Raw genomic sequence first — 23,006 nt, 5'->3', positions numbered from 1 at the left:
ACGCCGCCACCCGGCTGGACCAGTTGGTCAGCGCCAATGTCGACCCGGACAAACCGCCGATCCGTCTGCGCACCGGCGGCGGCGGCTCCAGCCCGCGTATGCGGGCGGTGCGGCCGGGGGCGGTGGCGCAGGTCAACGCCGCGGCGGCCACGATCTTGGCCGAGACGGAAACCGTGCTGCTGCGTTCGCCGGTCACGGTTGCGGCGCGGCAGGACTATGCCCGCATTGCCGAGGCGGTGGGATCGAACAAGCTGTTGCTGCGATCCTGAACCGCCGGCGCGCTTACAGCCGCTGCACGTTGCGGTGCAACAGGCGCATCACCCGCAGGAAGGCGTTCAGGTCATCGGGGTCGACGCCGTCGATCAGTACCGCTTCGCGTTGCAGCGCGGCTTCGAGGATGCGGTCGTGCAGGTCATACCCTGCGGGGTTCAGCGACAGGCTGCGCTTGCGCGGGTCGGTGGGCGAGGGCACCGCGTCGATCAGTTCCATTTCGGTCAGGCGGGCCACCGCGCGGCTGACCGCCGCCTTGTCCAGCGCGATCACCTCGCAGATGCGCGCGGCGGGTATGCCAGGTTCGGTGGCCAGCCAGGACAGCACCCGCCATTCCGTGACGCCGACGTTGAAATCGCGCTGGTATCGGGCCGAGGCGCTGCGCGACAGGATGGCGTTCACCGCGATCAGGAAATAGGGCACGTAGGTGTCGATATCGATCACCCGGCGCCCCTGGGCGTTCAGGCGGGTCGGTTCCGCCAGGCGCCCGTCCGGCTGGACGGCGCGGTGGGATCGGGTCATGCGAGTCATCCTGCCCCCGCTTCTAGCCGAATTTGTGCGGGCGGCAACGCCGGCGCGGATGCCGCCTCAATAGGGCAGGCCGACATAGTTGCGCGCCAGTGCTTCCTGCGCCGCCTCGCTTTCGCTGAGAAAGGCGATTTCGGCCTCCTGCATCTTCTGATCAAAGGCGCTTTGATCCGGAAAGCGGTGTAACAGCGAGGTCATCCACCAGCTGAACCGCTCGACCTTCCAGACCCGGTCAAGCGCCTTCTGCGAATAGCTGTCCAGCCCATCGGTGTTGCCGTCGGCATAAAACGCCTTGAGGCCGTGGAACAGGTAATAGACATCCGAGGCCGCCGAATTCAGCCCCTTGGCGCCGGTGGGGGGCACGATATGCGCCGCGTCCCCGCACAGGAACAGCCGCCCGAACCGCATCGGTTCGGTCACGAAAGAGCGCAGCGGCGCGATGGATTTCTCGATCGAGGGGCCGGTTACGATCCGCTCGGCAGCATCTGGGGGAATGCGGCGGCGCAATTCTTCCCAGAACCGGGCGTCGGACCAGTTTTCGACGCGGTCCTCGGCGCTGCATTGCACGTAATAGCGGCTGAGGTTCATGTTGCGCATCGAGCAGAGGGCAAAACCGCGATCCGAGCTGGCATAGATCAATTCGTGATTCACCGGCGGGGTTTCCGACAGCACGCCCAGCCAGCCGAACGGGTAGACGCGTTCATAGTCCTTGCGCACGCTGTCGGGGATCGATTTGCGGCTGACCCCGTGGAACCCGTCGCATCCGGCGATGAAATCGCAGTCGATCCGCTTGTCCTTGCCGTCATGGCGGAAGGTGACATAGGGCGCGTCGCCCTCCATCCCGTGCAGGGTGACATCCGCCACCTCGAAATAGGTGGTGCCGCCGGTGGCGTCGCGCGCCTCGTAGAGGTCGCGGGTCACTTCGGTCTGGCCATAGATGGTTACCGGGCGCCCGGCATGTTTGCGGAAATCGATCCGCACCTCGCGATCGTTATAGGACAGGATGGTGCCGTCATGCAGAATGCCTTCGCGCTCCATTCGGTCGGCGACCCCGGCCTCGCGCATCAGGTCGACAAAGCCCATCTCCAACACCCCGGCGCGGATCCGGCCGAGCACATGCGCGCGGGTCTGGCGTTCCAGCACCACGGCGTCAATTCCCTGTTTCAGCAGAAGCTGCGCCAGCAGCAGACCCGAGGGCCCGCCGCCGATGATAACGATCTGGTGGCGCATGATCTGATCCTTCCGCTGCAGGCTCCGCCAGAGACCGCCGTTCCGGCGCATGAGTTGACGCGTCAACTCGCAGGGTAGATGCAGTTGAGTTGATGTGTCAACTCACGGGCAGAAAAAAATGCGCCTTGCTGGCGCGTCAGGCCCAGGCGCGGTCGGCAAAGACATAGCGGCCCAACGACTGTCGGGTCAGGCCGCGCGCGGATAATTCGGCATCGGAAAGCGCGGCCAGGGCACGGTATTGGCGCATCGCGTCACTGTCGCAGAAGGCTGCGACAAGTTCATCATGGATTGCGGCCAGGGACCGGCGACAGGCGCCGGCCCAGGGGGCATTGGTGATCGTTTCAGACATCGGTCAATGCGGACCGGGCCTTACAGATAACCGTATTCGCGAAATGCGGCGGCAGGAATTTGCTCGCGGGTCAGACCCATTTGCGCAAGCTCTTCATCGGACTTGGCTTGAAGCTGGGCGACGCGCTGCATGGAGGGATGCCGCTCGGACAGCGAGACAAGCCACTCGAAAGCTGCGGCCAGGCCGCGCAGAAGCGGATTGCCCTGCACGTTGTTTGCGGTGTGAGTATGTGTGGTGTAAGCCATCTGGAAACCATTTATTCGTGGTCTCCTCCCTGTGCACAAGTTAAGCGATGGCATTGCGGGTTACCAGATGTCGGGCGGAATAGCTGGCTTGCAGCAGGTGCATCCCTAATCCGGTTGGGATCGGGTGTTGAGGCATGCACTTAATCCAACAAACGGAGGGCAGAACCACCGGCCCGCGTTGGACCAGTTACATAAACAACTGTTCCGGGGCTGGGGCAGTTGTTCTAATCTGGCCTCATGCGCACCCTTGTTTCCGCCCTTGCCAGCCTGTTCTGCGGTCCTGCGCTGGCCTGCGACCTGGCGCTGGCGCTGGCGGTCGATGTCTCGGGATCGGTCGATCGCGGAGAATACCGGCTGCAGATGGACGGGCTGGCCACCGCGCTGCGCGATCCGGTGATTTCCGAGGCGCTGGTGCGCGGACGGGCACAGCTGATGCTGGTGCAGTGGACCGGTTCGGCCCGTCAGCTGGTGTCGATCCCCTGGACCGAGGTGCGGGATTTCGAAACGGTCGAGCGGTTCGCGGCGCGCGTCGCCGCCGAACCCCGGCCGTGGCGCAACTTCTCAACTGCCATCGGCGAGGCCCTGGCCTTTGCCCTGGCGCAGTTTGCGCCGGTGGCAAGCTGCAAGCGGCGGTTGATCGATCTGTCGGGCGACGGCGTGTCAAACGAGGGGTTGCCGCCCGAAGAGGTGCATGACCAGCTGCGCGCGGCGGGTGTGGTGGTGAACGCCATCGCCATCGAACAGAGCGAAACCGACCTGACCGCCTATTTTTATGAACATGTCATTGTCGGAGAGGGCGCATTTGTGGTCACGGCGTCGACCTTCACCGAATATCCCGCGAAGATCCGTCAGAAATTGCTGCGCGAAGTGGTGATGCAAACGGCTCGTGCCGACTGAGGCCCGAGTCATTGCGAGGGCAGGAACGCGGCTCGCGCCATTTTTGTGATCACTTAAACTTTACGTGTGATCACATGCGCCGCGCATTTGGCCGCACCGCGCCAAAAAACCGCGCGATTCACAGTGCTCGGCTCGTGACAGCCCGTCAAAATACGATAATAACGGGGCAGCCAATGCAAAGGAGCCACCATGGCCGATGTCAATCGGGGCAATCGCCCGCTTTCGCCTTTCATGCTGGGCAAATATTATCGTCCGCAAATCACCTCGATGTCCTCCATCATGGTCCGGATCACCGGCATCGCATCGCTGGGCACCGCATTTCTGGTGGTCTGCTGGCTGCTGGCCGCGGCCACGTCGGATGCAGCCTATGCCACGATGAACGGGCTTTTGACCGGCTGGTTCGGCGATCTGGTGATGCTGCTGGCGGCCTGGGCGATCTGGTATCACATGCTGGGCCGGCTGCGCCACGTGATCTGGGATTTCGGCTATGGCCTCGATCTTGCGACCTCGGAGAAGATGGGCTGGGGCATGTTCGTGCTGGCAACGGTGCTGGCGATCTTCACCGCCATCGTGCTGTAAGGGAGGCTGACGATGAATTTCATGACCGACCGCAAACGCGCGCAGGGGCTGGGAGCCGGCAGCGAGGGCACCCAGCATCACTGGAAGATGATGGTAACCTCGATCTGCCTGGTGGTGTTGGTGCCGCTGTTCGTCTTCACCTTCGGCAGCGCCTTGGGCGGCACCCGCGAAGAGGTGCTGGCCTTCTTCGCCCGGCCGTTCCCGGCGCTGATCACCGCGATCGGCCTGGTCGTCGGCCTCTATCACATCAAGATGGAGATCGATGAAGCGGTCGAAGATTACGTTCACGGCATCGCCTGCAAGCTGACGCTGATCGCGGTCAAGGCCGTGACCTATACGCTGATGGCCGTGGGCCTGTTTGCCCTTTTGAAACTCGCCCTCTGACGTGACGCGCGAGAAGGAAGATAAATAATGACAGCTGCTTACGAATACGAGACGCATACATATGACGTCGTAGTGGTGGGTGCCGGCGGCGCCGGTCTGCGCGCCACGCTGGGCATGGCCGAGCAGGGGCTGCGCACCGCCTGCGTGACCAAGGTGTTCCCGACCCGGTCGCATACCGTGGCGGCGCAGGGCGGCATCGCCGCGTCGCTGTCCAATATGGGCCCCGACAACTGGCAGTGGCACATGTATGACACCGTCAAGGGGTCGGACTGGCTGGGCGACACCGATGCGATGGAATACCTCGCCCGGTCTGCCCCGGCGGCGGTTTACGAGCTGGAACATTACGGCGTGCCGTTCTCGCGCACCGAAGAGGGCAAGATCTATCAGCGCCCGTTCGGCGGCCACACCACCGAATTCGGCGAAGGCCCCCCGGTGCAGCGCACCTGCGCCGCTGCCGACCGCACCGGCCACGCCATTTTGCACACGCTGTATGGCCAGTCGCTGAAGAACAACGCGGAATTCTACATCGAGTATTTCGCCATCGACCTGATCATGTCCGAGGACGGGCAGTGCCAGGGCGTCGTCTGCTGGAAGCTGGACGACGGCACCATGCATGTGTTCAACGCCAAGATGGTGGTGCTGGCCACCGGCGGTTATGGCCGCGCCTATTTCTCGGCCACCTCGGCGCATACCTGCACCGGCGACGGTGGCGGCATGGTGGCGCGCGCCGGGCTGCCGCTGCAGGACATGGAATTTGTCCAGTTCCACCCCACCGGCATCTACGGGTCCGGCTGCCTGATCACCGAGGGCGCGCGCGGCGAGGGCGGGTATCTGACCAATTCCGAGGGCGAACGCTTTATGGAGCGCTATGCCCCGACCTATAAGGACCTGGCGCCGCGCGACTATGTCAGCCGCTCGATGACGATGGAAATCCGCGAAGGCCGCGGCGTGGGCGAACATGGTGATCACATCCACCTGAACCTGTCGCACCTGCCGGCCGAGGCGCTGGCCGAACGCCTGCCGGGCATCTCGGAAAGCGCCAAGATCTTCGCCGGTGTCGACGTGACCAAAGAGCCGATCCCGGTTCTACCGACAGTGCATTACAACATGGGCGGCATCCCGACCAACTATTGGGGCGAGGCGCTGAACCCGACCGAGGATGACCCGAACGCGATCGTGCCGGGGCTGATGGCGGTGGGCGAGGCCGGCTGTGCCTCGGTCCATGGCGCCAACCGGCTGGGTTCGAACTCGCTGATCGACCTAGTGGTGTTCGGCCGCGCCGCGGCGATCCGCGCCGGCAAGGTGGTGGATCCCGAGGCGGCGAACCCGGTGCTGAACCAGGCCAGCATCGACAAGGCGTTCGACCGGTTCGACGCCCTGCGCAACGCCAAGGGCGGCACCCCGACCGCCGAATTGCGGCTGGAAATGCAGCGCACCATGCAGGAAGACGCGGCGGTGTTCCGCACCGACAAGACGCTGAAGGAAGGGGTCGAGAAGATGGACGCGATTGCGGCCAAGATGACCGACCTGCAGGTCACCGACCGGTCGCTGGTCTGGAATTCGGACCTGATGGAAACGCTGGAACTGACCAACCTGATGCCCAACGCGCTGGCCACCATCGTCGGTGCCGAGGCGCGCAAGGAAAGCCGCGGCGCACATGCGCATGAGGACTTTACCGAGCGTGACGACGAAAACTGGCGCGTGCACACCATCGCCCGGGTCGACGACACCAAGGTGGCGCTCAGCTATCGCCCGGTGATCGTGGACCCGCTGACCGACGAAGACGAGGGCGGCATCAGCCTGAAGAAGATTGCGCCCAAGGCGCGGACGTTCTGAGGAGATAACCCATGGTTCAATTTTCCCTTCCCAAGAACTCGCGCATCACCACCGGCAAGACCTGGCCGCGCCCCGAAGGCGCGACCAATGTCCGGACCTTCAAGATCTATCGTTGGAGCCCGGATGACGGCGCCAACCCGCGTGTCGACACCTATTTCCTCGACATGGACAAATGCGGGCCGATGGTTCTGGACGCGCTGATCAAGATCAAGAACGAGATCGACCCGACGCTGACCTTCCGCCGTTCTTGCCGCGAGGGCATCTGCGGGTCCTGCGCGATGAATATCGACGGGCACAACACCCTGGCCTGCATCTTCGGCCTGGACGAGATCAGCAAGGACACGGTCACCATCTACCCGCTGCCGCATATGCCAGTGGTGAAGGACCTGATCCCGGATCTCACCCATTTCTACGCCCAGCATGCCAGCATCATGCCCTGGCTGGAAACCAAGACCAATCGCCCGGCAAAAGAGTGGAAGCAGTCGATCGAAGACCGCAAGAAACTGGACGGCCTCTATGAATGCGTGATGTGCGCCTCGTGTTCGACGGCTTGCCCGTCCTACTGGTGGAACGGCGACCGGTACCTTGGCCCCGCCGCACTGCTGCATGCCTATCGCTGGATCATCGACAGCCGCGACGAGGCCACGGGCGAACGGCTGGACCAGCTGGAAGATCCGTTCAAGCTGTATCGCTGCCATACCATCATGAACTGCACCAAGACCTGCCCCAAGGGGCTGAACCCGGCAAAGGCGATTGCCGAGATCAAGAAGATGATGGTCGAACGCGCGGTCTGAGTGACCGCCTGGATCAAAATGTTGCGGCGGCGCGCGGATCGGCGGGCCGCCGTTGTTTTTTATCGGGGCAGGGTGCCGATGCTGCGTTGCAGCAAGCGCATGACGAGGTTGCACAACAAGGGGATGCGCCGGGCGGGGCGCGGATCTATATCGCCGTCAGGGAGGGGCCGACCAGCATCAAGGGTGACCCCATGCAACCGACCGAACCCGCCAAAACCAGCCCGCAAGAGGCGCTTGCCCTTCTGGACGAGGCCTGGGCCTATTACACGCCGGCCGATGACACGGCTCCGGCTTGGGACGATCAGCCGGACCTGTTTGATTACGCCGACGTCGCTTGACCGGGCGAAGCGCGCGGTCGGCGGGGTGCTGTAGCCGATGATCTTCATCCCGTTCCTGATTGCCGCATTCATCCTGCTGCTGATCTATGTGCGGCCGGGCACGCGGGCCTGTCGTTGGCGCGCCGACCGGGCGCGCGACGCGGAGGGCAAAAGCTATTTCCGCTGCGCCGCCTGCGGTGCCGAGGTGATGAGCGACAGCGGCAAGCCGCCGCGCGACTGCCGCAAGCCGTGACCGCCAGGCGCCGGGCTCAGCCCAGCGCCGCCTGCATCACCGGCCCCTGGATCAGCGCCATCAGATCGCCGAAATATCCGGCGCTGCGGGCCGGGCGCGTCGGATCCGAGGTGATCGCAACGGTCAGATCCAGGCCGGGCATCACGCACAGGACCTGGCCGCCATAGCCGCGCGCCAGCATGAACCGGCCCTCGCCGCGCCCGCCCAGGAACCAGCCATAGCCATAGGACAACCCCGACCAGGGCGACCGGGTGCGCGAGCGGAAGGATTGCGCCAGCCAGTCGCGGCTGACCACCTGCCTGCCGTCCCAGATACCACCCTGGCGGATCATCTCGCCAAAGCGCAGCAGCGCGCGGGGTGTCATCGCCATGTCGTTGCCGCCGAGGAAATAGCCCTGCGGATCGCGGGTCCAGGGCGGGATGTCGATGTCCAGCGGCCGTGCCAACCGGTCGCGCGCCTGTGCGTGAAGCGACTGGCCCGAGGCCTCGGCCAGCGCCGCGCCGAGAATGTGGAACGAGCCGGTGGAATACAGCATCCGCCCGCCCGGTTCGGCGACGAAGGGGCGGGTGAGTGCATTGGCAACCCAGTTGGTGCTGGACACCCAGCTGCCGTAATTGGCGCCCGAGGTGCGGTCCAGCCCGGCGCGCATGGTCACCAGATCCTCCATCGTCAGGTCGGCGACGCGCGGATCGGCCGCGGCCGGGATCAGGCCCGCCGCGGCCTCGCCCAGCGTCGCGGTGATCGACGGCAGGTCGCCGCGGTCGATGGCGATGCCGGTCAGCGTGGCGACGATGGTTTTCGATACCGATTTGATATTGGCGCTGCGGTTGAGGCCAGGGCCGCGAAACGCCTCGGCCAGGACCTCGGTGCCGGCCTGGGCAATCTGCAGCGAATGCAGCTGCTCCATTTCGCGCGCGGCGTCGGCCACCCGGCCCCAGCGCGCCTGCGCGGTGCTGCGCATTGGCAACGTGGCAAGTGGCAGGGCGAGGGCGGTGTGCACAAGGCGGCGACGGCTGATCATGGCGTGCAGATTGCCACGGCGGCGGGGGGCGTCAATCAGCGCGGGGTCACGTCCGCGTGTGCTTGCGCCGTGGCGGATTCCACCGCAGTTTGCAGCCATGACCCAACCGCCCGATGATGCCGAAACCCGCCGCGCCGTGCCGCCGGTGATCTGCTATCCCACCGCAACGCTGCCTCGGCCCGACCTGCCGCTTTACCGCGCCGCCCGCGCCGGGGCGATGAAGGTGGCCGAGAGGCTGATTCCGCCGCGCGACGCCCGCTGTTTCGAGGTGGCCGCGGGGCAATTCTTTCGCATCACCTCGGTGCAGGGGCCGCAGGTGGGCGACCTGAACCTGTGGAACGCGCGCGACCTGTCCGAGCGGTTCTATTCCGGCAAGACCCGGGCGTTGCACGGTACCCATCTGAGCACCGGCGATCGGATGTGGTCGACCTTTCCGGCGCTGCGGCCGATGGCGACGATCGTCGCGGATACGCTGGACTGGTACGGGATCGATTCCTTTGGCGGCGCGGTGCATGACGTGATCGGCACCCGGTGCGACCCCTATACCGGCCGCCTGCTGTCCGGCACGGCGTATCACAATTGCTGCCATTCCAACCTGACCCGCGCGCTGGCGACACTGCGGGGCCTGCCGCTGGCCGAAGCTGAAAGCCATGTGCATGACGTGCTGAACGTGTTCATGTGCACCGGTTTCACCCGCGACACCGGCCAGTATTTCATGAAGGCCAGCCCTGTGCGACCGGGGGATTACCTGGAGTTCTTTGCCGAGATCGATCTGCTGGGGGCGCTGAGCGCTTGCCCCGGCGGCGATTGCAGCGCTGAACATTCAAGCGATGCGGCGGCCTGTCATCCGCTGCTGGTTGAGGTGTTTGCACCGGCGCCCGGCGCGCTGGACAGCTGGACGCCGCCGCCGGTGAATGGCTATGACCGCAGCCATGGGCTGTAGTGGTCAGGCAAAGGCGGCTTGCAGCGCGATTTCGACCATGGCGCCGAAGCTGCGTTCGCGCTGGTCCGAGGGCAGCGCCTCGCCGGTCTGGAGATGGTCCGAGACCGTCAGCACCGCCAGCGCGCGACGGCCATAGCGCGCGGCCAGCGTGTACAACTCGGCTGCCTCCATCTCGACGCCCAGAACGCCGTGGCGCACCATCTGTTCGTTCAGGTCGGGGCGTTCGTCATAGAAGGTGTCCGACGAATAGATGCCGCCGATATGCGGGGTGATGTCCTGCGCTTCCGCCGCCGCCGCGGCGGCGCGCAGCAAGGACCAGTCGGCACAGGGGGCGAATTGCAATTCGCGGAACATGCCGCGCGACGGGGTGCTGACGGTCGAGGCGGTCATCGCGAGAATGACATCGCGCAGCCCGACCTTTTCCTGCATCGCGCCGCAGGAGCCGATGCGGATCAGCGTCTGCGCGTCATAGTCCCGGATCAGCTCGTTCACATAGATCGAGAGCGACGGCATTCCCATGCCGCTGCCCTGAATCGTCACCTCGTTGCCGCGCCAGGTGCCAGTATATCCCAGCATCCCGCGCACCTCGTTCACGAGGCGCGGTTTTTCCAGAAACGTTTCCGCCGCCCATTTCGCGCGATAAGGATCGCCAGGCAAAAGGACGGTGCTGGCGATATCGCCCGGAGCAGCACCGATGTGAATTGTCATTCGAAATTCTGAACCTGTTTAGATTTCGAGTTTCTCGGTTGGAACGCCATTTGCAATGGCATCGTGAAACCATTGCGGTTTCCGTCCAAGCCCGGACCAAGTTTGTTCTGGATTTTCCGGATTGCGGAATTTGGGCGCAGATTGCGCGCGTTTTTGTTTGCCTTTGCGGCGTTTGCCTTTTCCGGAAAGTTCGTCGAGCGAAAAGCCGAACTTCGCCGCGGCCTGTTCGGCCGCTTTCAGGGCTTCTTGACGTTCCCGCTCGTCCGCCTCGATCAGTTCTTTGTCGATATCCGCACGAAGCTTGGTCAGCTCCTTGCGGGACATTTTTGTGAGATCTATTGCCATCTGGTCTCCCTAACGCTTGAGTTTGTGACGCTATTTAGCGTCACACGCTGGTGCAATTCCGAGCAATAGCGCAGTTTGACACGCATTTCATCTCTTTTTTGTAACAGCTGCCGATTACGCGGCGATAGGCTTGGGATCGACCAGCGCGACGATGTCCATCATGATCGTATTCAACTCGAAATCCTTGGGCGTATAAACCTTGGAAACGCCCATGTTTTCAAGGTTGCGGGCATCTTCTTCCGGAATAATTCCGCCGACGATCAATGGAATGTGGCCCAGATCTGCCGATTTCATCCGTTCAATGACTTCTTCCACCAACGGAAGGTGACTTCCGGAAAGAATCGATAGGCCAATTACATGTGCATTTTCCGCGATTGCGGCATTCACAATTTCTTCAGGTGTTAATCGAATTCCTTCGTAGGAGATATCCATTCCGCAGTCCCGTGCCCGCACCGCGATTTGTTCGGCCCCATTGGAATGACCATCCAGACCGGGTTTGCCGACCAGGAATTTCAGCCGCCGGCCCAGCGAATCGCTGACCGCGTCGACGGCGGCGCGGATCTCGTCCAGGTTCTCGGTCTGGTTCGAGGGGGCGCCGGAAACCCCGGTGGGGCCCCGGTAGGTGCCATAGACCTTGCGCATTTCCTCGGCCCATTCGCCGGTGGTGACCCCGGCCTTGGCGGCGGCGATCGAGGGTTCCATGATGTTCTGACCGGTTTGCGCCGCTTCGCGCAGGGCGGCGAGGGCCTGGGCCACCTTGGTGTCGTCGCGTTCTGCCCGCCAGGCTTGCAAGCGTGCGATCTGGTCCTGTTCCACTGCCGGGTCGATCACCAGGATGCCATTGTCACCGCTGGTCAGCGGCGAGGGTTCGGTGGTGGTGAATTTGTTCACCCCGACCACCGTGGTTTCGCCACCCTCGATCCGGTTGATGCGCGCGGCATTGGATTCCACCAAACGCGATTTCATATATTCGATGGCCGAAATGGCGCCGCCCATGCTTTCCAGATTGTCCAATTCGGCGCGCGCACCGGCCTTCAATTCCTCGACCTTGGCATCGACCACCGGATTGCCGTCGAACAGGTCGCCATATTCCAGCAGGTCGGTTTCATAGGCCAGGATCTGCTGCATCCGCATCGACCATTGCTGATCCCAGGGGCGGGGCAGGCCCAGCGCCTCGTTCCAGGCGGGCAGTTGCACCGCGCGGGCGCGGGCCTTTTTCGACAGGGTGACTGCCAGCATCTCGATCAGGATGCGATAGACGTTGTTTTCCGGCTGCTGTTCGGTCAGCCCCAGCGAGTTGACCTGCACGCCATAGCGGAATCGGCGATAGCGGGGATCGTTCACGCCATATCGATTTTCGCAGATTTCATCCCAAAGATCGACAAAGGCGCGCATTTTGCACATTTCGGTAACAAAGCGGATACCGGCATTTACAAAAAAGGAAATGCGCCCGACCAGCTTGGGAAAATCCTCTTCCGGCACCTGTTCGCGCAGCCCGTCCAGCACCGCCTGGCCGGTCGCCAGCGCAAAGGCCAGTTCCTGTTCCGGCGTCGCGCCGGCCTCTTGCAGATGGTAGGAACACACGTTCATCGGGTTCCACTTGGGCACGTTGCGATAGCAATAGGCCGCGACGTCTGTGATCAGTTTCAAGGAGGGTTTCGGCGGGCAGATATAGGTGCCGCGCGACAGGTATTCCTTGATGATGTCGTTTTGAACCGTGCCCTGCAGTTTCGAAATGTCGGCGCCCTGTTCCTCGGCCACGGCGATATACAATGCCAGTAGCCAGGGGGCGGTGGCGTTGATCGTCATCGAGGTATTCATCTGTTCCAGCGGGATCTGATCGAACAACGTGCGCATGTCGCCAAGATGCGCCACCGGCACGCCGACCTTGCCCACCTCGCCGCGCGACAGCACGTGGTCGCTGTCATAGCCGGTTTGCGTCGGCAGATCGAAGGCCACGGAAAGGCCGGTCTGCCCCTTGGCAAGGTTGCCGCGATACAGCGCGTTCGACGCTGCCGCGGTGGAATGCCCGGCATAGGTTCTGATGAGCCACGGCTTGTCTTTCTGGATCTCGGTCATACTGGCCTCGCGACTGGCGGTTAAGTAATAATCTTGCGCTGCACTTGTCTAAACAGCAATGATCGATCAATGTCAATTCGCCGCAATGCGGCATCGGGCTGACAGGGGGCGCAGGTTCTCGGCGTCAAACGGCAGATGCCGTTCCTTGCCGGCCGATCACGGTTTACCTGCCCTCATTCTGTCGGCAAGGATCGGCCATGGCTTCGACCGTGACCTTGCCGCTGTGGCTTTTTATCCTGATTCTGCTGTTTGCGGCGGTGACTTTCGCCTCGCATTTCCTGTTTCCCTCGGTGCGCTGGTTTTTTCGGCGCCGGTTGGAGCGTGCTGTCTCGGAATTGAACCAGCGGCTGGACCGCCCGATCCGCCCGTTCAAGCTGGCCCGCCGCTATGACACCATCCAGCGGCTGTCCTACGACCCCGAGGTGATGCGCGCGGTCAGCCAGCACGCCCGCGCCGAGGGCATCCCCGAAAACGTGGCGGCCGAGCTGTCGCGCCGCTATGCCCGTGAAATCGTGCCATCCTTTTCCGCTTCGGCCTATTTCGGCTTTGCCATCCGGGCGGCGCGGTTCCTGTCCAACGCGCTCTACCGGGTCCGGCTGGGTCATTACGATGCCGCCGGGCTGGCGGCGATCGACCCCGATGCAACGGTGGTCTTCGTGATGAACCACCGCTCGAACATGGATTACGTGCTGGTCACGTATCTGGCGGCGGAACGCTCGGCGTTGTCTTACGCGGTGGGCGAATGGGCGCAGGTCTGGCCGTTGTCGCGGCTGATCCGGGCGATGGGGGCCTATTTCATCCGCCGCCGGTCGCGCAACGAGCTCTATCGCAAGGTGCTGGCGCGGTATGTGCAGATGGCGACCGAGGCCGGGGTGACCCAGGCGATGTTCCCCGAAGGCGGGCTGTCGCGCAGCGGGGCGCTGATGCCGCCCAAGCTGGGGTTGCTGAAATATATCATCACCAGTTCGGGCGAGGATCACCCGGACGTGGTGTTCGTGCCGGTGGCGCTGAATTACGACCGCGTTTTGGAAGACCGGGCGCTGATCGCTGCCGCGCAGGATCCTGGCCACCGCTTCAATGCCGGGCTGGGAGTGGTGGCGCGCAACGCGCTGGGCCTGCTGTGGCGGCGGCTGGCGGGGCGGTATCACCGTTTTGGCTATGCCGCGGTCAGCTTTGGCGCGCCGGTGTCGCTGCGCGCGTTTGCCGATGGCGTGGCTGGCGATCCGACCCGGCCGCTCGCGCAGACGCTGATGCGGCGGATCGGTGACATCGTCCCGATCCTGCCGGTGCCGCTGATCGCCTGGCTGATCCTGGAGCGGGGCGCGCAGAGCCAGGCCGAACTGGAACGGGGAATCAATCAGGTCGCCCGGCAACTTCCCGATGCGCATATTCACCTGCCACGCGACAGCCGCGGCTATACGGCAGAGACCGGATTGCGGCAACTGACCCACCGCGGCGCGCTGTGCGAGGTGGACGGACGCTTCGCCGCTATTCCGAAAGAGCGGCCTCTGCTAGAATATTATGCCAGTTCCATCCGTCATCTCATGCCCGCAGAACTCCCGCGCGATTCTGCAGGTGCGAACGAGTCTGCTGCAACCGCTGGGTCATAAAATTACAAAATCTGCGCCTCAGCTATTGCATTATTGCGTGGCAAAATTTATCCCCTCCTGAGGCCGCGGCGATTCTGCGATGCGGCAAGACGAGTTGCATGAAGGAGGCCGGTATGGCTTTGGACACCAATGTCGACATCGCGCCCTACGAGGCGCCGGAAAAGGACCTGTACGAGATGGGCGAGATGCCCCCGCTCGGATATGTCCCCAAGAAGATGTATGCCTGGGCCATCCGCAAGGAGCGACACGGCAACCCCGATACCGCGATGCTGCAAGAGGTGCTCGACGTGCCGGCCCTGGACAGCCAGGACGTGCTGGTGCTCGTCATGGCCGCAGGGGTCAACTATAACGGCGTTTGGGCGGCGCTGGGCAAGCCGATCAGCCCGTTTGACGGCCATAAGCAGCCCTATCACATCGCCGGGTCCGACGCGTCGGGTATCGTCTGGGCGGTGGGCGACAAGGTCAAACGCTGGAAGGTCGGCGACGAGGTTGTGATCCACTGCAACCAGGACGATGGCGATGACGAGGAATGCAACGGCGGCGACCCGATGTATTCGCCCAGCCAGCGTATCTGGGGTTATGAAACGCCGGACGGCTCATTCAGCCAGTTCACCCGTGTGCAGGCGCAGCAATTGATGCCCCGCCCCAAGCACCTGACCTGGGAGGAAAGCGCCTGTTACACGCTGACGCTGGCCACCGCCTACCGGATGCTGTTCGGCCACCCGCCGCATGACCTGCAACCGGGCCAGAACGTGCTGGTCTGGGGCGCTTCGGGCGGTCTGGGGTCCTATGCGATCCAGCTGATCAACACTGCAGGTGCCAACGCGATCGGCGTGATCAGCGACGAAAGCAAGCGCCAGTTCGTGCTGGATCTGGGCGCCAAGGGCGTGATCAACCGCAAGGACTTCAACTGCTGGGGCCAGTTGCCCACCGTCAACACGCCGGAATATGCCGAGTGGCTGAAGGAAGCGCGCAAGTTCGGCAAGGCGATCTGGGACATCACCGGCAAGGGGGTCAGCGTCGACATGGTGTTCGAACATCCGGGCGAGTCGACTTTCCCGGTGTCGTCGCTGGTGGTGAAAAAGGGCGGCATGGTGGTGATCTGCGCCGGCACCTCGGGATTCAACTGCACCTTCGACGTGCGCTATATGTGGATGCATCAGAAGCGCCTGCAGGGCAGCCATTTTGCCCACCTGAAACAGGCCAGCGCCGCCAACAAGCTGATGCTGGAACGGCGGTTGGATCCCTGCATGTCCGAGGTGTTCACCTGGAAGGACCTGCCGCTGGCGCATATGAAGATGCAGCGCAACGAACACAAGCCCGGCAACATGTCGGTGCTGGTGCAGGCGCCCAAGACCGGGCTGCGCACCTTCGAGGAAGTGCTGGAGGCCGGCCCGGTCTAAACCGGGCCGCATGCAAGCCATCCGCGCCCGCGATTCGATGCCGGATCGCGGGCGTTTTCTTTGGGCCTGCCGCTTGGATAATCAAACCGTTGCCAATCGGCACCCCCGCCATTTCTGGGGAGGTAAAAGCGGTGAATTTCCTGACTTTCCACCGGCTGCTAGAGTTCCATTAAGGCTTTGTTAACGACTGCGGAGCGAGGGTCGACATGCAGAATGATTGGATACTGGATGTGCTGGCTGACCTGAAACGGTTCGCGTTGGCCAACGATCTTGCCGCGCTGGCGACCAAGCTGGATGACACCACGCATGTCGCCGCGCAGGAGATCGCATCCAAGGCAAAAGGGGCGGGGCCGGGCCCGCAGCTATATGGCGACGACGGGCGATCTGGATGTGTTGATCGAAAGGCTGGAAGCCACTGAGGCGCTGGAAGGGCTTCAGGACGTCATCATCGCCGCGCGCGATGCCTTTGCCACCGACCATATGGTGTATCACTGGGTGGACAGCGCCGGCGAGCAATATGGCTGCGGCACCTATTCGCGCAAATGGGTCGACCATTACGCGGCGCAGAATTACCTGCGCGTCGACCCGGTGATCATCGGCTGTTACCAGCGGTTTCACCCGGTCGACTGGAAGCGGCTGGACTGGTCGTCGCGCACGGCGCGCGAGTTTCTGGCCGATGCCCAGCGCCACGGCATCGGCAACCAGGGCTATTCGATCCCGATCCGCGGGCCGAAGGGGCAGTTCGCATTGTTCACCGCCAGCCACAATTGCGACGATGACACCTGGGCCGAGTTCATCACCCGGACCAGCCGCGACCTGATCCTGGTGGCGCATTTCTTCAACCGCAAGGCGCTGGAATTCGAACCCGGGCGCCAGCGCGAGGCGCGCCAGCTGTCGCCGCGCGAGGTTGATGCGATGACGCTGTTGGCGATGGGATACAGCCGCGCCCAGGTGGCCGAGACGCTGTCGATCTCGGAACACACGCTCAGGGTCTATATCGAAAGCGCGCGGTTCAAGCTGGGGGCGCTGAACACCACCCATGCGGTGGCGCGCGCCATCGGCTGCGGCCTGATCGTGGTGTGAGCGCGAAACCGGCAACCCGGTCGCGCGCCTCCCCCACCGGGCCTTAACCCGCCCGGCGCAGTGTTGGCCGCGAACCGCCAGGAGACAGGCCTTGCTGCGTTACCTCTATGCCACCGATCTTCACCGCTTTCCCCGGTTGGCGCGGGGCATGTTCCGCGACCGCGCCGACCAGTTCCGCACCCGGCTGGGATGGGAGGTGACGGTGGATCAGCACGGGCAGGAGCGTGACCGCTACGACCGTCTGAACCCGCTCTACGTGATCTGGGAAGGGCCGCGCGGGCGCCATGGCGGGTCGATGCGGTTCCTGCCCACCACCGGGCCGGTGATGATCAACGAGGTGTTCGGCCGTCTGACCGGCGGCGTCCCGCTGTCGAGCCCGACGATCTGGGAATGCACCCGGTTTTGCCTGGCGCGCGAGGCCGGGCCGCGGGTGGCGGCGGCGCTGATGCTGGGCGGCGGCGAGGTGATGACCGGCTTTGGATTGCACCATTTCGCAGGAGTGTTCGACCAGCGGATGGAGCGGATTTACCGCGCCATCGGAGCCGCGCCCGAGGTGCTGGGCAGCGAAGGCGCGGGGCGGGCGAAGATCAGCCTGGGCTTGTGGCGTTTCACCCCGCAGGCGCGGTTCCGGGTGGCGATGCGGGCGGGGCTTTCGCCCGCGCTGTCGCGCCTGTGGTTCACCCGCGCCTTCGGTGCCGAACAGGCGGCCTGATGCAGGCCGGGCAGGTTCCGGCGCACCGGCCGGAACCGCGATGCGCTGAATCGGTACTTTCGCATCTGGCGAAGGGCAGGGCGCGCGGGTAGGGTCGCGCCATGACCGCCCTCCCGGTGACCTTTTCCGACGACCAGGCCAGCGCCTATGACAGCATCGCCGAGATGCTGCGCGGCGCCGGCGTGGATATCGAGGAGGGGATGCTGACCCCGGCGCGCGAAGGGGGCAGCGGCGTGATGGCGGTGACCGGCAAGGCCGGCTCGGGCAAGACGCTGTTGCTGGCCGAACTCTACCGCGCCCTGGCCGAGGCCGGGATGGAGGTGGTCTCGGGCGATTACGAAAGCCGCAAGCGTCGCGACAAGCGCACGCTGGCCATCCTGGCGCCGACCAACAAGGCGGCGAGCGTGCTGCGCCTGCGCGGGGTGCCGGCAACCACCATTCACCGCATTCTCTATACCCCGGTCTATGACCCGGAATACGAGCGCATCGCCGAATGGCTGGCGGGCGAGGGCGAGCGCCCGGTGGTCGAGGGGCTGACCGACGAGGCGCTGGAGCGCGCGGCGGCGTTTTTCAAGCTGAACAAGTCGATGCCCGGCGCGCTGGCCGCCGCCGGCCTGCGCGGATCGGATTTCATCACCGGCTGGAAACGGCGCGAAGAACCGCTGGATATCGGCTTTGTCGATGAATCCTCGATGCTGGACGACCGCCAGTTCGAGGACCTGCAAGAGATCTTTCCCAACCTGCTGCTGTTCGGCGACCCGGCGCAGCTGGCCCCGGTGAACCAGTCGGGCAAGATGGTGTTCGACGCGCTGCCGGCGCCGCGCCAGCTGAACCTGTCGCGCATTCACCGCCAGGATGCCGATAACCCGATTCTGGACCTGGCCCATGCGCTGGCCGATCCGGCGCTGGAATTCCAGGATTTCGAACGCATGGTCGAAGACACCGCCCGCCGCGACGAACGGGTGGTCTGGGGCCAGCGCGTCGAGGTTGACCTGATGGCGCGCAGCCCGGTTCTGGTCTGGCGCAATGCCACGCGGATCCGCCTGATCAGCGCCTTCCGCCGGGTCTACGGGGCACCGGAAGACGCGCTGCTGGAGGGCGAGCCGCTGATCTGCGACGGCATCGAACTGCCGCTGAAACACCGCAAGAAACGGCTGGACCTCGAGGCACGCGGCCTGATCAAGGGGGCGCAGGTGGTCTATCTGGGGCCGGGGCGCAAACCCGGTTTCTCGCGCCTGCACGTTATGGGGGCCGAGGATCCGCAGGTTTCGGCCGCCTCGATCGTCAAGATCGAGAAGCCGGACGAGGAAGAACCGTTCATCCCCTTTGCCGCGCGCATGGGCGCGACCTTTCTGCATGGCGCTGCCTGTACCATTCACAAGGCGCAGGGCTCGCAATGGGAAACGGTGCAGGTGTTTGCCCCGGATCTGTTCGTCGCCGCCCGGATGGGCCGGATCGAGGCCGGGCAGCCGCTGTGGAAGCGGCTGGCCTATGTGGCGATCACCCGCGCGCAGGAGCGGCTGATCTGGGTGGTGCGCAACCGGCTGTCCAAGCCGCAGCACCCGCTGCGGGTGGATGACCTGCGCGTGGCGCCCTCGGCATTGGTTTTGGAAGGGGAAGAGATATGAACAGCATCCTGATCACTGGCGCAAGTTCCGGCATCGGCCGTGCCACCGCCGAATTGTTCCTGGCCGAAGGCTGGCGCGTCGGCTTGTTGGCCCGCCGGGCCGACGTGCTCGAGGAACTGGCGGCCAAGCATGACGGCGCCGTGCCGCTGGTCGCCGATGTCACCCAGGCCGATCAGGTGGCGGCAGCCTTTGACAGCTTTACCGCCCGCGCCGGGCGACTGGATGTGCTGTTCAACAATGCCGGCATCTTCACCGCGCCGGGCACCATCGACGAGATCCCGCTGGACCATTGGCACAGCGCGGTGGCGGTGAACCTGAGCGGCATGTTCCTGGCCGCGCGCTGTGCCTTTGCGGCGATGCGCGCGCAGCAGCCGCAGGGCGGGCGGATCATCAACAATGGGTCGATTTCCGCGCATGTGCCGCGCCCCGGCGCGGTCACCTATACCACCACCAAACATGCGATCACCGGCCTGACCCGGCAGCTGAGCCTGGACGGGCGGCCGTTCGACATTGCCTGCGGACAGATCGATATCGGCAATGCCGAAACTCCGATGGTGGCCGAGCTGAAACAGCGCGCCCTGGCCGAGGGTGGCGAGGTGCCCGAGACGATGGCGGTCGAGGATGCGGCACGTTCGGTCCTGCATATGGCAAAGCTGCCGCTGGCCGCGAATGTGCAGTTCATGACGGTGATGGCGACGAAAATGCCCTATATCGGCCGGGGCTGATCCGCGGGATTACGAATTGCGCACCAGCCGGAACACCGCCGAGGCGCCCCAACCGGCGGCGATGGCAATGGCCAGGGACATCAGCCCGTAGATCAGCGGCTGTTCGCGCGACAGCACATAGAGCCAGCGTTCCAGCCCCACCTTGCGCACGTCGATGGTGGTTTCATGACCCGAAACCACCTGGCCGCCGCGGGTCAGGAAGATGCGGACGGTATAATTGCCCTCGACCAGGTTGGCGGGCAGCTCGATCGCGGTGCGGAACAAAGTCTGCTCGTCCAGCGAAACGGTGCCTTCCATCTGCTGGTAGAGCTGCTGGTTTTCGCGAATGCGCACCAGCGCTTCGGTGAATTGCGCGGCGTCCCGGATCTCCGAAGGCGCCCCGACCGACCGGATCGCGCGGCCGATGCTGATGCGGTGGCGCAGGTTCTCGACATGGCTCAGAACTTCGCTCAGCGGGGCGGTCGATGCCACCGCGTAAAAGCTGGGCGCAGAATCCACCGTGACCGCGGCGGTGTTGATCCAGAGGCCGAACCAGCGCGATTTGCGCCGCACTGCCACCGGCGTTTCCGGGCCGGCGACGGTGACGATCACCTGCAGCGGTGGCCCTTCGGGAATCGGCGTTTCGCGTTTCACCGCGCCGAAGATCAGGATTTCGGAACCGTCGAAGCTGGTGGTGATCGACACCTGGTCGCGCGACAGGCCCAGCACCACGGTTTCTGCCCGGCCAAGCACCGGCGCCAGCAGCAGCAGGATCAGCAGCAGCCCCCGCATCGCCTAGTCTTCCCCGGGATAGCCGAGCGAAAACAGCTCGGAAGGCTGCAGCAAAAGGTCGAGCGCCAGGCGGATACATACCCCCAGCACCAGCATCGCCAGAAGCACCCGCAACTGCTCGGCCTTCAGCCGCATGCCGATCTGGGTGCCGATCTGGGCACCGACCACGCCGCCCACCAGCAGCAGCACCGCCAGCACGATATCGACGGTGAAATTGGTGGTCGCGTGCAGCAGGGTGGTGAAGGCGGTGACAAAGATGATCTGGAACAGCGAGGTGCCGACCACCACCTTGGTTGGCATGCCCAGCAGGTAGATCATCGCCGGCACCATGATGAAACCGCCGCCGACCCCCATGATCGCGGTCAGCACGCCAACCCCCAGCCCCACCAGCACCGGCGGCAGCACCGAGATATAAAGGCCCGAGGTGCGAAAGCGCATTTTGAAGGGCAGGGCGTGAATCCAGCCGCGGTGTTTGCGGCGATGCGGCAAGGTGACCCCGGCCAGCCGCGCCTTGCGGCTGCGGCGCAGCGCGGTCATGCCCTCGACAAACATCAGCCCGCCGATCACGCCCAGGAACACCACGTAGAACAGCCGCACCAGCAGATCGACCTGCCCCAGCGAGCGCAGGTGGTTGAACAGCAGCACGCCCAGCGCCGCGCCGACCAGCCCGCCGCTGAGCAGCACGCAGCCCATTTTAAGATCGACGGTGCGCCTTCGGAAATGGGCCAGCACGCCCGAAAAGGACGAGGCGACGATCTGGTTTGCACCGGTCGCCACCGCCACGGCGGGTGGAATGCCGATGAAAAACAGCAGCGGCGTCATCAGGAAACCGCCGCCGACTCCGAACATGCCCGAGAGCAGTCCCACCAAGGTCCCCAGCCCCAGGACGAGGAAGGCGTTTACCGAAACTTCGGCAATGGGCAGGTAGATTTGCATGGGCATTCCTAAGCCGGTTCCCCGGCGGAAATCAATGCTGCGCTTGCACAATTCACGCGCGTCGGCGGCCCTCGGTCACCGCTCTTTCACATAGGGGGTGCCGCCGGCGCGCGGCGGGATCGCCTTGCCGACGAACCCCGCCAGGATCACCACGGTCAGGATATAGGGCAGCGCGTCCATCACCTGCACCGGGATCACGAAGTCACCCAGGTTGATGTTCTGATAGCGCAGCGCGATGGCCTGCAGAAAGCCGAACAGCAGGCAGGCGCCCATCGCATGCCAGGGCCGCCATTTGGCAAAGATCAGTGCCGCCAGCGCGATATAGCCGCGCCCGGCGGTCATGTCCTTGACAAAGCCCGCCTGCAGCGCAGTGGCCAGATAGGCGCCGGCGATGCCGCAGAGCAGGCCGCAGATCATCACCGCGGCATAGCGCATGCCGACCACCGACACCCCGGCAGTGTCCACCGCCGCCGGGTTTTCGCCCACCGCGCGCAGGCGCAGGCCGAACCGGGTGCGGAACAGGATCCACCAGGTCAGCGGCACGCAGAGGAAGGCGAAGTACACCAGGATCGAATGGCCCGACAACAGCTCGGCATAGACCGGGCCGACCAGCGGCAGCGTCGCGATGCTGTCGGCAAAGGGCAGTTCGATCGGGGTAAAGCGCGCCTGCCCGATCAGCGAGGGCGTGCGCCCGCCCTGCTGGAACCAGTCCTGCGCGATCAGAACGGTCATGCCCTGGGCCAGCGACACGATGGCGACGCCGGAAATGATCTGGTTGCCGCGGAAGGTGATCGAGGCCAGCCCGTGGATTGCCGACAGCACCATCGAGGCACCGATCCCGGCCAGCAGGCCGATCCAGACGCTGCCGGAAAGAAAGGAGACCCCGGCCGAGAAAAAGGCCGCGGCCAGCATCTTGCCTTCCAGCCCGATGTCGAAAATCCCCGCCCGTTCCGAGAACAGCCCGGCGAGACAAGCCAGCAGCAGAGGCGTCGACAGGCGGATGGTCGAGTCGAAGACCTGGATGATGGTCAGGAAATCCATGGCGTCAGGGCCTCGCTGCCGCAAGTTTCAGGGCGGTCAGCGCAAAGAAGCAGCCCAGCGCCGTCTCCACCCCGCGGCGCGCCCGGGCATAGAGGCGCCGGAACGGCGCCGAAGACAACAGCAGCGCCCAGCCGGCATGGCCGCCGAACGAGATCGCGAAGGCGCCGGCCAGGAACAGCAGCAGCGCTGCCGGCGACACCGTGTGCAGCGCCCCGACCGAGGCGATCGCAATCCAGAAGAAGATCGCCTTGGGATTGCTGAGCTGGAAGGCAAAGCCGCCGGCGACCTGCCGCAGCGCGCTGTGCCGGGCAGCGGCCGG

General features: G+C 64.4%; 27 protein-coding genes and 1 pseudogene. 16 read left to right on the top strand and 12 right to left on the bottom strand.

The window, feature by feature from the left end; all coding sequences use genetic code 11:
* Positions 1-269 (top strand): annotated as a pseudogene (locus tag CVM52_RS26935) (hypothetical protein); the annotation flags it as partial.
* Positions 270-282: 13 nt separating this feature from the next.
* Here the strand turns inward: CVM52_RS26935 and CVM52_RS14445 are convergent.
* The 4 genes from CVM52_RS14445 to CVM52_RS14430 all read right to left on the bottom strand — a co-directional run bounded on the left by CVM52_RS14445 (position 283) and on the right by CVM52_RS14430 (position 2,622).
* Positions 283-792 carry a MarR family winged helix-turn-helix transcriptional regulator gene (locus CVM52_RS14445; RefSeq protein ID WP_240620971.1) on the bottom strand — a complete coding sequence of 170 codons (510 nt, stop codon included), beginning with the start codon at positions 790-792 and terminating at the stop codon, positions 283-285.
* 66 nt (positions 793-858) lie between these two features.
* A complete protein-coding gene (pobA, locus tag CVM52_RS14440; protein WP_100163194.1) occupies positions 859-2,028 on the bottom strand; it encodes a 4-hydroxybenzoate 3-monooxygenase in 1,170 nt (389 codons plus the stop codon).
* A gap of 136 nt (positions 2,029-2,164) precedes the next feature.
* Positions 2,165-2,377, bottom strand: coding sequence for a DUF1127 domain-containing protein (locus tag CVM52_RS14435; RefSeq protein WP_100163191.1), 213 nt, complete (start codon positions 2,375-2,377; stop codon positions 2,165-2,167).
* 20 nt (positions 2,378-2,397) lie between these two features.
* Positions 2,398-2,622: a hypothetical protein gene (locus tag CVM52_RS14430; RefSeq protein ID WP_100163190.1), complete on the bottom strand. Its 225-nt coding sequence runs from the start codon at positions 2,620-2,622 to the stop codon at positions 2,398-2,400.
* A gap of 237 nt (positions 2,623-2,859) precedes the next feature.
* Here CVM52_RS14430 and CVM52_RS14425 point away from each other — a divergent pair, with 237 nt between their 5' ends.
* The 7 genes from CVM52_RS14425 to CVM52_RS14395 all read left to right on the top strand — a co-directional run bounded on the left by CVM52_RS14425 (position 2,860) and on the right by CVM52_RS14395 (position 7,682).
* Positions 2,860-3,519, top strand: a complete 660-nt coding sequence (locus tag CVM52_RS14425) for a DUF1194 domain-containing protein (protein ID WP_100163189.1) — start codon at positions 2,860-2,862, stop codon at positions 3,517-3,519.
* A gap of 189 nt (positions 3,520-3,708) precedes the next feature.
* Entirely contained in the window at positions 3,709-4,098 is a 390-nt protein-coding gene (gene sdhC, locus CVM52_RS14420) for a succinate dehydrogenase, cytochrome b556 subunit (protein ID WP_100163188.1), read from the top strand.
* 12 nt (positions 4,099-4,110) lie between these two features.
* Positions 4,111-4,482: a succinate dehydrogenase, hydrophobic membrane anchor protein gene (sdhD, locus tag CVM52_RS14415; RefSeq protein ID WP_100163187.1), complete on the top strand. Its 372-nt coding sequence runs from the start codon at positions 4,111-4,113 to the stop codon at positions 4,480-4,482.
* 27 nt (positions 4,483-4,509) lie between these two features.
* Complete coding sequence (gene sdhA, locus CVM52_RS14410; RefSeq protein WP_100163186.1) at positions 4,510-6,318, top strand: succinate dehydrogenase flavoprotein subunit; 1,809 nt, start codon at positions 4,510-4,512, stop codon at positions 6,316-6,318.
* 11 nt (positions 6,319-6,329) lie between these two features.
* Positions 6,330-7,112: a succinate dehydrogenase iron-sulfur subunit gene (locus CVM52_RS14405; protein ID WP_100163185.1), complete on the top strand. Its 783-nt coding sequence runs from the start codon at positions 6,330-6,332 to the stop codon at positions 7,110-7,112.
* Positions 7,113-7,303: 191 nt separating this feature from the next.
* Positions 7,304-7,450, top strand: a complete 147-nt coding sequence (locus CVM52_RS26930) for a hypothetical protein (RefSeq protein ID WP_172721010.1) — start codon at positions 7,304-7,306, stop codon at positions 7,448-7,450.
* A 37-nt stretch (positions 7,451-7,487) separates the two neighbouring features.
* Positions 7,488-7,682, top strand: coding sequence for a hypothetical protein (locus CVM52_RS14395; RefSeq protein ID WP_100163183.1), 195 nt, complete (start codon positions 7,488-7,490; stop codon positions 7,680-7,682).
* A 16-nt stretch (positions 7,683-7,698) separates the two neighbouring features.
* On the opposite strand, the gene CVM52_RS14390 is transcribed toward CVM52_RS14395, so the two are convergent.
* Positions 7,699-8,703 carry a serine hydrolase domain-containing protein gene (locus CVM52_RS14390; protein WP_100163182.1) on the bottom strand — a complete coding sequence of 335 codons (1,005 nt, stop codon included), beginning with the start codon at positions 8,701-8,703 and terminating at the stop codon, positions 7,699-7,701.
* Between the two features lie 97 nt (positions 8,704-8,800).
* On the opposite strand from CVM52_RS14390, the gene CVM52_RS14385 reads away from it, so the two are divergent.
* Complete coding sequence (locus CVM52_RS14385; RefSeq protein ID WP_100163181.1) at positions 8,801-9,646, top strand: urea carboxylase-associated family protein; 846 nt, start codon at positions 8,801-8,803, stop codon at positions 9,644-9,646.
* Positions 9,647-9,649: 3 nt separating this feature from the next.
* On the opposite strand, the gene deoD is transcribed toward CVM52_RS14385, so the two are convergent.
* The 3 genes from deoD to CVM52_RS14370 all read right to left on the bottom strand — a co-directional run bounded on the left by deoD (position 9,650) and on the right by CVM52_RS14370 (position 12,778).
* The gene (gene deoD, locus CVM52_RS14380) at positions 9,650-10,354 is read right to left on the bottom strand and encodes a purine-nucleoside phosphorylase (RefSeq protein ID WP_100163180.1); all 705 of its coding nucleotides are present in this window, start codon (positions 10,352-10,354) and stop codon (positions 9,650-9,652) included.
* Positions 10,355-10,372: 18 nt separating this feature from the next.
* Positions 10,373-10,699, bottom strand: a complete 327-nt coding sequence (locus tag CVM52_RS14375) for an H-NS histone family protein (protein WP_100163179.1) — start codon at positions 10,697-10,699, stop codon at positions 10,373-10,375.
* Between the two features lie 114 nt (positions 10,700-10,813).
* Positions 10,814-12,778: an ethylmalonyl-CoA mutase gene (locus CVM52_RS14370; RefSeq protein WP_100163178.1), complete on the bottom strand. Its 1,965-nt coding sequence runs from the start codon at positions 12,776-12,778 to the stop codon at positions 10,814-10,816.
* Positions 12,779-12,975: 197 nt separating this feature from the next.
* Here CVM52_RS14370 and CVM52_RS14365 point away from each other — a divergent pair, with 197 nt between their 5' ends.
* The 7 genes from CVM52_RS14365 (at position 12,976) to CVM52_RS14335 (ending at position 19,939) form a co-directional block, all read left to right on the top strand.
* Positions 12,976-14,388 carry a 1-acyl-sn-glycerol-3-phosphate acyltransferase gene (locus tag CVM52_RS14365; RefSeq protein WP_100163177.1) on the top strand — a complete coding sequence of 471 codons (1,413 nt, stop codon included), beginning with the start codon at positions 12,976-12,978 and terminating at the stop codon, positions 14,386-14,388.
* 113 nt (positions 14,389-14,501) lie between these two features.
* Positions 14,502-15,791: a crotonyl-CoA carboxylase/reductase gene (gene ccrA, locus CVM52_RS14360; protein ID WP_100163193.1), complete on the top strand. Its 1,290-nt coding sequence runs from the start codon at positions 14,502-14,504 to the stop codon at positions 15,789-15,791.
* Between the two features lie 206 nt (positions 15,792-15,997).
* Positions 15,998-16,210 carry a hypothetical protein gene (locus CVM52_RS14355; RefSeq protein ID WP_100163176.1) on the top strand — a complete coding sequence of 71 codons (213 nt, stop codon included), beginning with the start codon at positions 15,998-16,000 and terminating at the stop codon, positions 16,208-16,210.
* Entirely contained in the window at positions 16,158-16,874 is a 717-nt protein-coding gene (locus tag CVM52_RS14350) for a helix-turn-helix transcriptional regulator (protein ID WP_100163175.1), read from the top strand. The genes CVM52_RS14355 and CVM52_RS14350 overlap by 53 nt, the downstream gene beginning before the upstream one ends.
* Positions 16,875-16,965: 91 nt before the next feature.
* Positions 16,966-17,586, top strand: coding sequence for an acyl-homoserine-lactone synthase (locus CVM52_RS14345; RefSeq protein WP_100163174.1), 621 nt, complete (start codon positions 16,966-16,968; stop codon positions 17,584-17,586).
* A gap of 101 nt (positions 17,587-17,687) precedes the next feature.
* Positions 17,688-19,214 (top strand): ATP-dependent DNA helicase, encoded by a 1,527-nt coding sequence (locus tag CVM52_RS14340; RefSeq protein WP_100163173.1) that lies wholly within the window; start codon positions 17,688-17,690, stop codon positions 19,212-19,214.
* A complete protein-coding gene (locus CVM52_RS14335) occupies positions 19,211-19,939 on the top strand; it encodes an SDR family oxidoreductase (protein ID WP_100163172.1) in 729 nt (242 codons plus the stop codon). Before CVM52_RS14340 ends, CVM52_RS14335 begins: the two co-directional genes overlap by 4 nt.
* Before the next feature lie 9 nt (positions 19,940-19,948).
* Here CVM52_RS14335 and CVM52_RS14330 read toward each other — a convergent pair whose 3' ends face one another.
* From CVM52_RS14330 to CVM52_RS14315, 4 genes are all read right to left on the bottom strand, one after another.
* On the bottom strand, positions 19,949-20,710 hold the full coding sequence (locus tag CVM52_RS14330; RefSeq protein WP_100163171.1) for a TIGR02186 family protein: 762 nt from the start codon (positions 20,708-20,710) through the stop codon (positions 19,949-19,951).
* A gap of 3 nt (positions 20,711-20,713) precedes the next feature.
* Positions 20,714-21,646, bottom strand: a complete 933-nt coding sequence (locus tag CVM52_RS14325) for a sulfite exporter TauE/SafE family protein (protein ID WP_100163170.1) — start codon at positions 21,644-21,646, stop codon at positions 20,714-20,716.
* Positions 21,647-21,721: 75 nt separating this feature from the next.
* Entirely contained in the window at positions 21,722-22,687 is a 966-nt protein-coding gene (locus CVM52_RS14320) for an ABC transporter permease (RefSeq protein WP_100163169.1), read from the bottom strand.
* Positions 22,688-22,691: 4 nt separating this feature from the next.
* Positions 22,692-23,006, bottom strand: a 315-nt coding sequence (locus CVM52_RS14315; protein ID WP_172721009.1) for a LysE family transporter, incomplete at its 5' end; no start/stop codon positions are given.

Origin of the sequence: Pseudooceanicola lipolyticus (assembly GCF_002786325.1) — a bacterium.
Classification (GTDB): Bacteria; Pseudomonadota; Alphaproteobacteria; order Rhodobacterales; family Rhodobacteraceae; genus Pseudooceanicola_C; species Pseudooceanicola_C lipolyticus.
The sequence above is the reverse complement of the archived record's forward strand: the minus strand, read 5'-3'. Positions and strand labels throughout refer to the sequence as shown.

Coding starts and splice junctions, on each gene's coding strand:
- CVM52_RS14445 (WP_240620971.1), bottom strand. CDS start 792: ATGACCCGATCCCACCGCGCCGTCCAGCCGGACGGGCGCCTGGCGGAA.
- pobA (WP_100163194.1), bottom strand. CDS start 2,028: ATGCGCCACCAGATCGTTATCATCGGCGGCGGGCCCTCGGGTCTGCTG.
- CVM52_RS14435 (WP_100163191.1), bottom strand. CDS start 2,377: ATGTCTGAAACGATCACCAATGCCCCCTGGGCCGGCGCCTGTCGCCGG.
- CVM52_RS14430 (WP_100163190.1), bottom strand. CDS start 2,622: ATGGCTTACACCACACATACTCACACCGCAAACAACGTGCAGGGCAAT.
- CVM52_RS14425 (WP_100163189.1), top strand. CDS start 2,860: ATGCGCACCCTTGTTTCCGCCCTTGCCAGCCTGTTCTGCGGTCCTGCG.
- sdhC (WP_100163188.1), top strand. CDS start 3,709: ATGGCCGATGTCAATCGGGGCAATCGCCCGCTTTCGCCTTTCATGCTG.
- sdhD (WP_100163187.1), top strand. CDS start 4,111: ATGAATTTCATGACCGACCGCAAACGCGCGCAGGGGCTGGGAGCCGGC.
- sdhA (WP_100163186.1), top strand. CDS start 4,510: ATGACAGCTGCTTACGAATACGAGACGCATACATATGACGTCGTAGTG.
- CVM52_RS14405 (WP_100163185.1), top strand. CDS start 6,330: ATGGTTCAATTTTCCCTTCCCAAGAACTCGCGCATCACCACCGGCAAG.
- CVM52_RS26930 (WP_172721010.1), top strand. CDS start 7,304: ATGCAACCGACCGAACCCGCCAAAACCAGCCCGCAAGAGGCGCTTGCC.
- CVM52_RS14395 (WP_100163183.1), top strand. CDS start 7,488: ATGATCTTCATCCCGTTCCTGATTGCCGCATTCATCCTGCTGCTGATC.
- CVM52_RS14390 (WP_100163182.1), bottom strand. CDS start 8,703: ATGATCAGCCGTCGCCGCCTTGTGCACACCGCCCTCGCCCTGCCACTT.
- CVM52_RS14385 (WP_100163181.1), top strand. CDS start 8,801: ATGACCCAACCGCCCGATGATGCCGAAACCCGCCGCGCCGTGCCGCCG.
- deoD (WP_100163180.1), bottom strand. CDS start 10,354: ATGACAATTCACATCGGTGCTGCTCCGGGCGATATCGCCAGCACCGTC.
- CVM52_RS14375 (WP_100163179.1), bottom strand. CDS start 10,699: ATGGCAATAGATCTCACAAAAATGTCCCGCAAGGAGCTGACCAAGCTT.
- CVM52_RS14370 (WP_100163178.1), bottom strand. CDS start 12,778: ATGACCGAGATCCAGAAAGACAAGCCGTGGCTCATCAGAACCTATGCC.
- CVM52_RS14365 (WP_100163177.1), top strand. CDS start 12,976: ATGGCTTCGACCGTGACCTTGCCGCTGTGGCTTTTTATCCTGATTCTG.
- ccrA (WP_100163193.1), top strand. CDS start 14,502: ATGGCTTTGGACACCAATGTCGACATCGCGCCCTACGAGGCGCCGGAA.
- CVM52_RS14355 (WP_100163176.1), top strand. CDS start 15,998: ATGCAGAATGATTGGATACTGGATGTGCTGGCTGACCTGAAACGGTTC.
- CVM52_RS14350 (WP_100163175.1), top strand. CDS start 16,158: ATGGCGACGACGGGCGATCTGGATGTGTTGATCGAAAGGCTGGAAGCC.
- CVM52_RS14340 (WP_100163173.1), top strand. CDS start 17,688: ATGACCGCCCTCCCGGTGACCTTTTCCGACGACCAGGCCAGCGCCTAT.
- CVM52_RS14335 (WP_100163172.1), top strand. CDS start 19,211: ATGAACAGCATCCTGATCACTGGCGCAAGTTCCGGCATCGGCCGTGCC.
- CVM52_RS14330 (WP_100163171.1), bottom strand. CDS start 20,710: ATGCGGGGGCTGCTGCTGATCCTGCTGCTGCTGGCGCCGGTGCTTGGC.
- CVM52_RS14325 (WP_100163170.1), bottom strand. CDS start 21,646: ATGCAAATCTACCTGCCCATTGCCGAAGTTTCGGTAAACGCCTTCCTC.
- CVM52_RS14320 (WP_100163169.1), bottom strand. CDS start 22,687: ATGGATTTCCTGACCATCATCCAGGTCTTCGACTCGACCATCCGCCTG.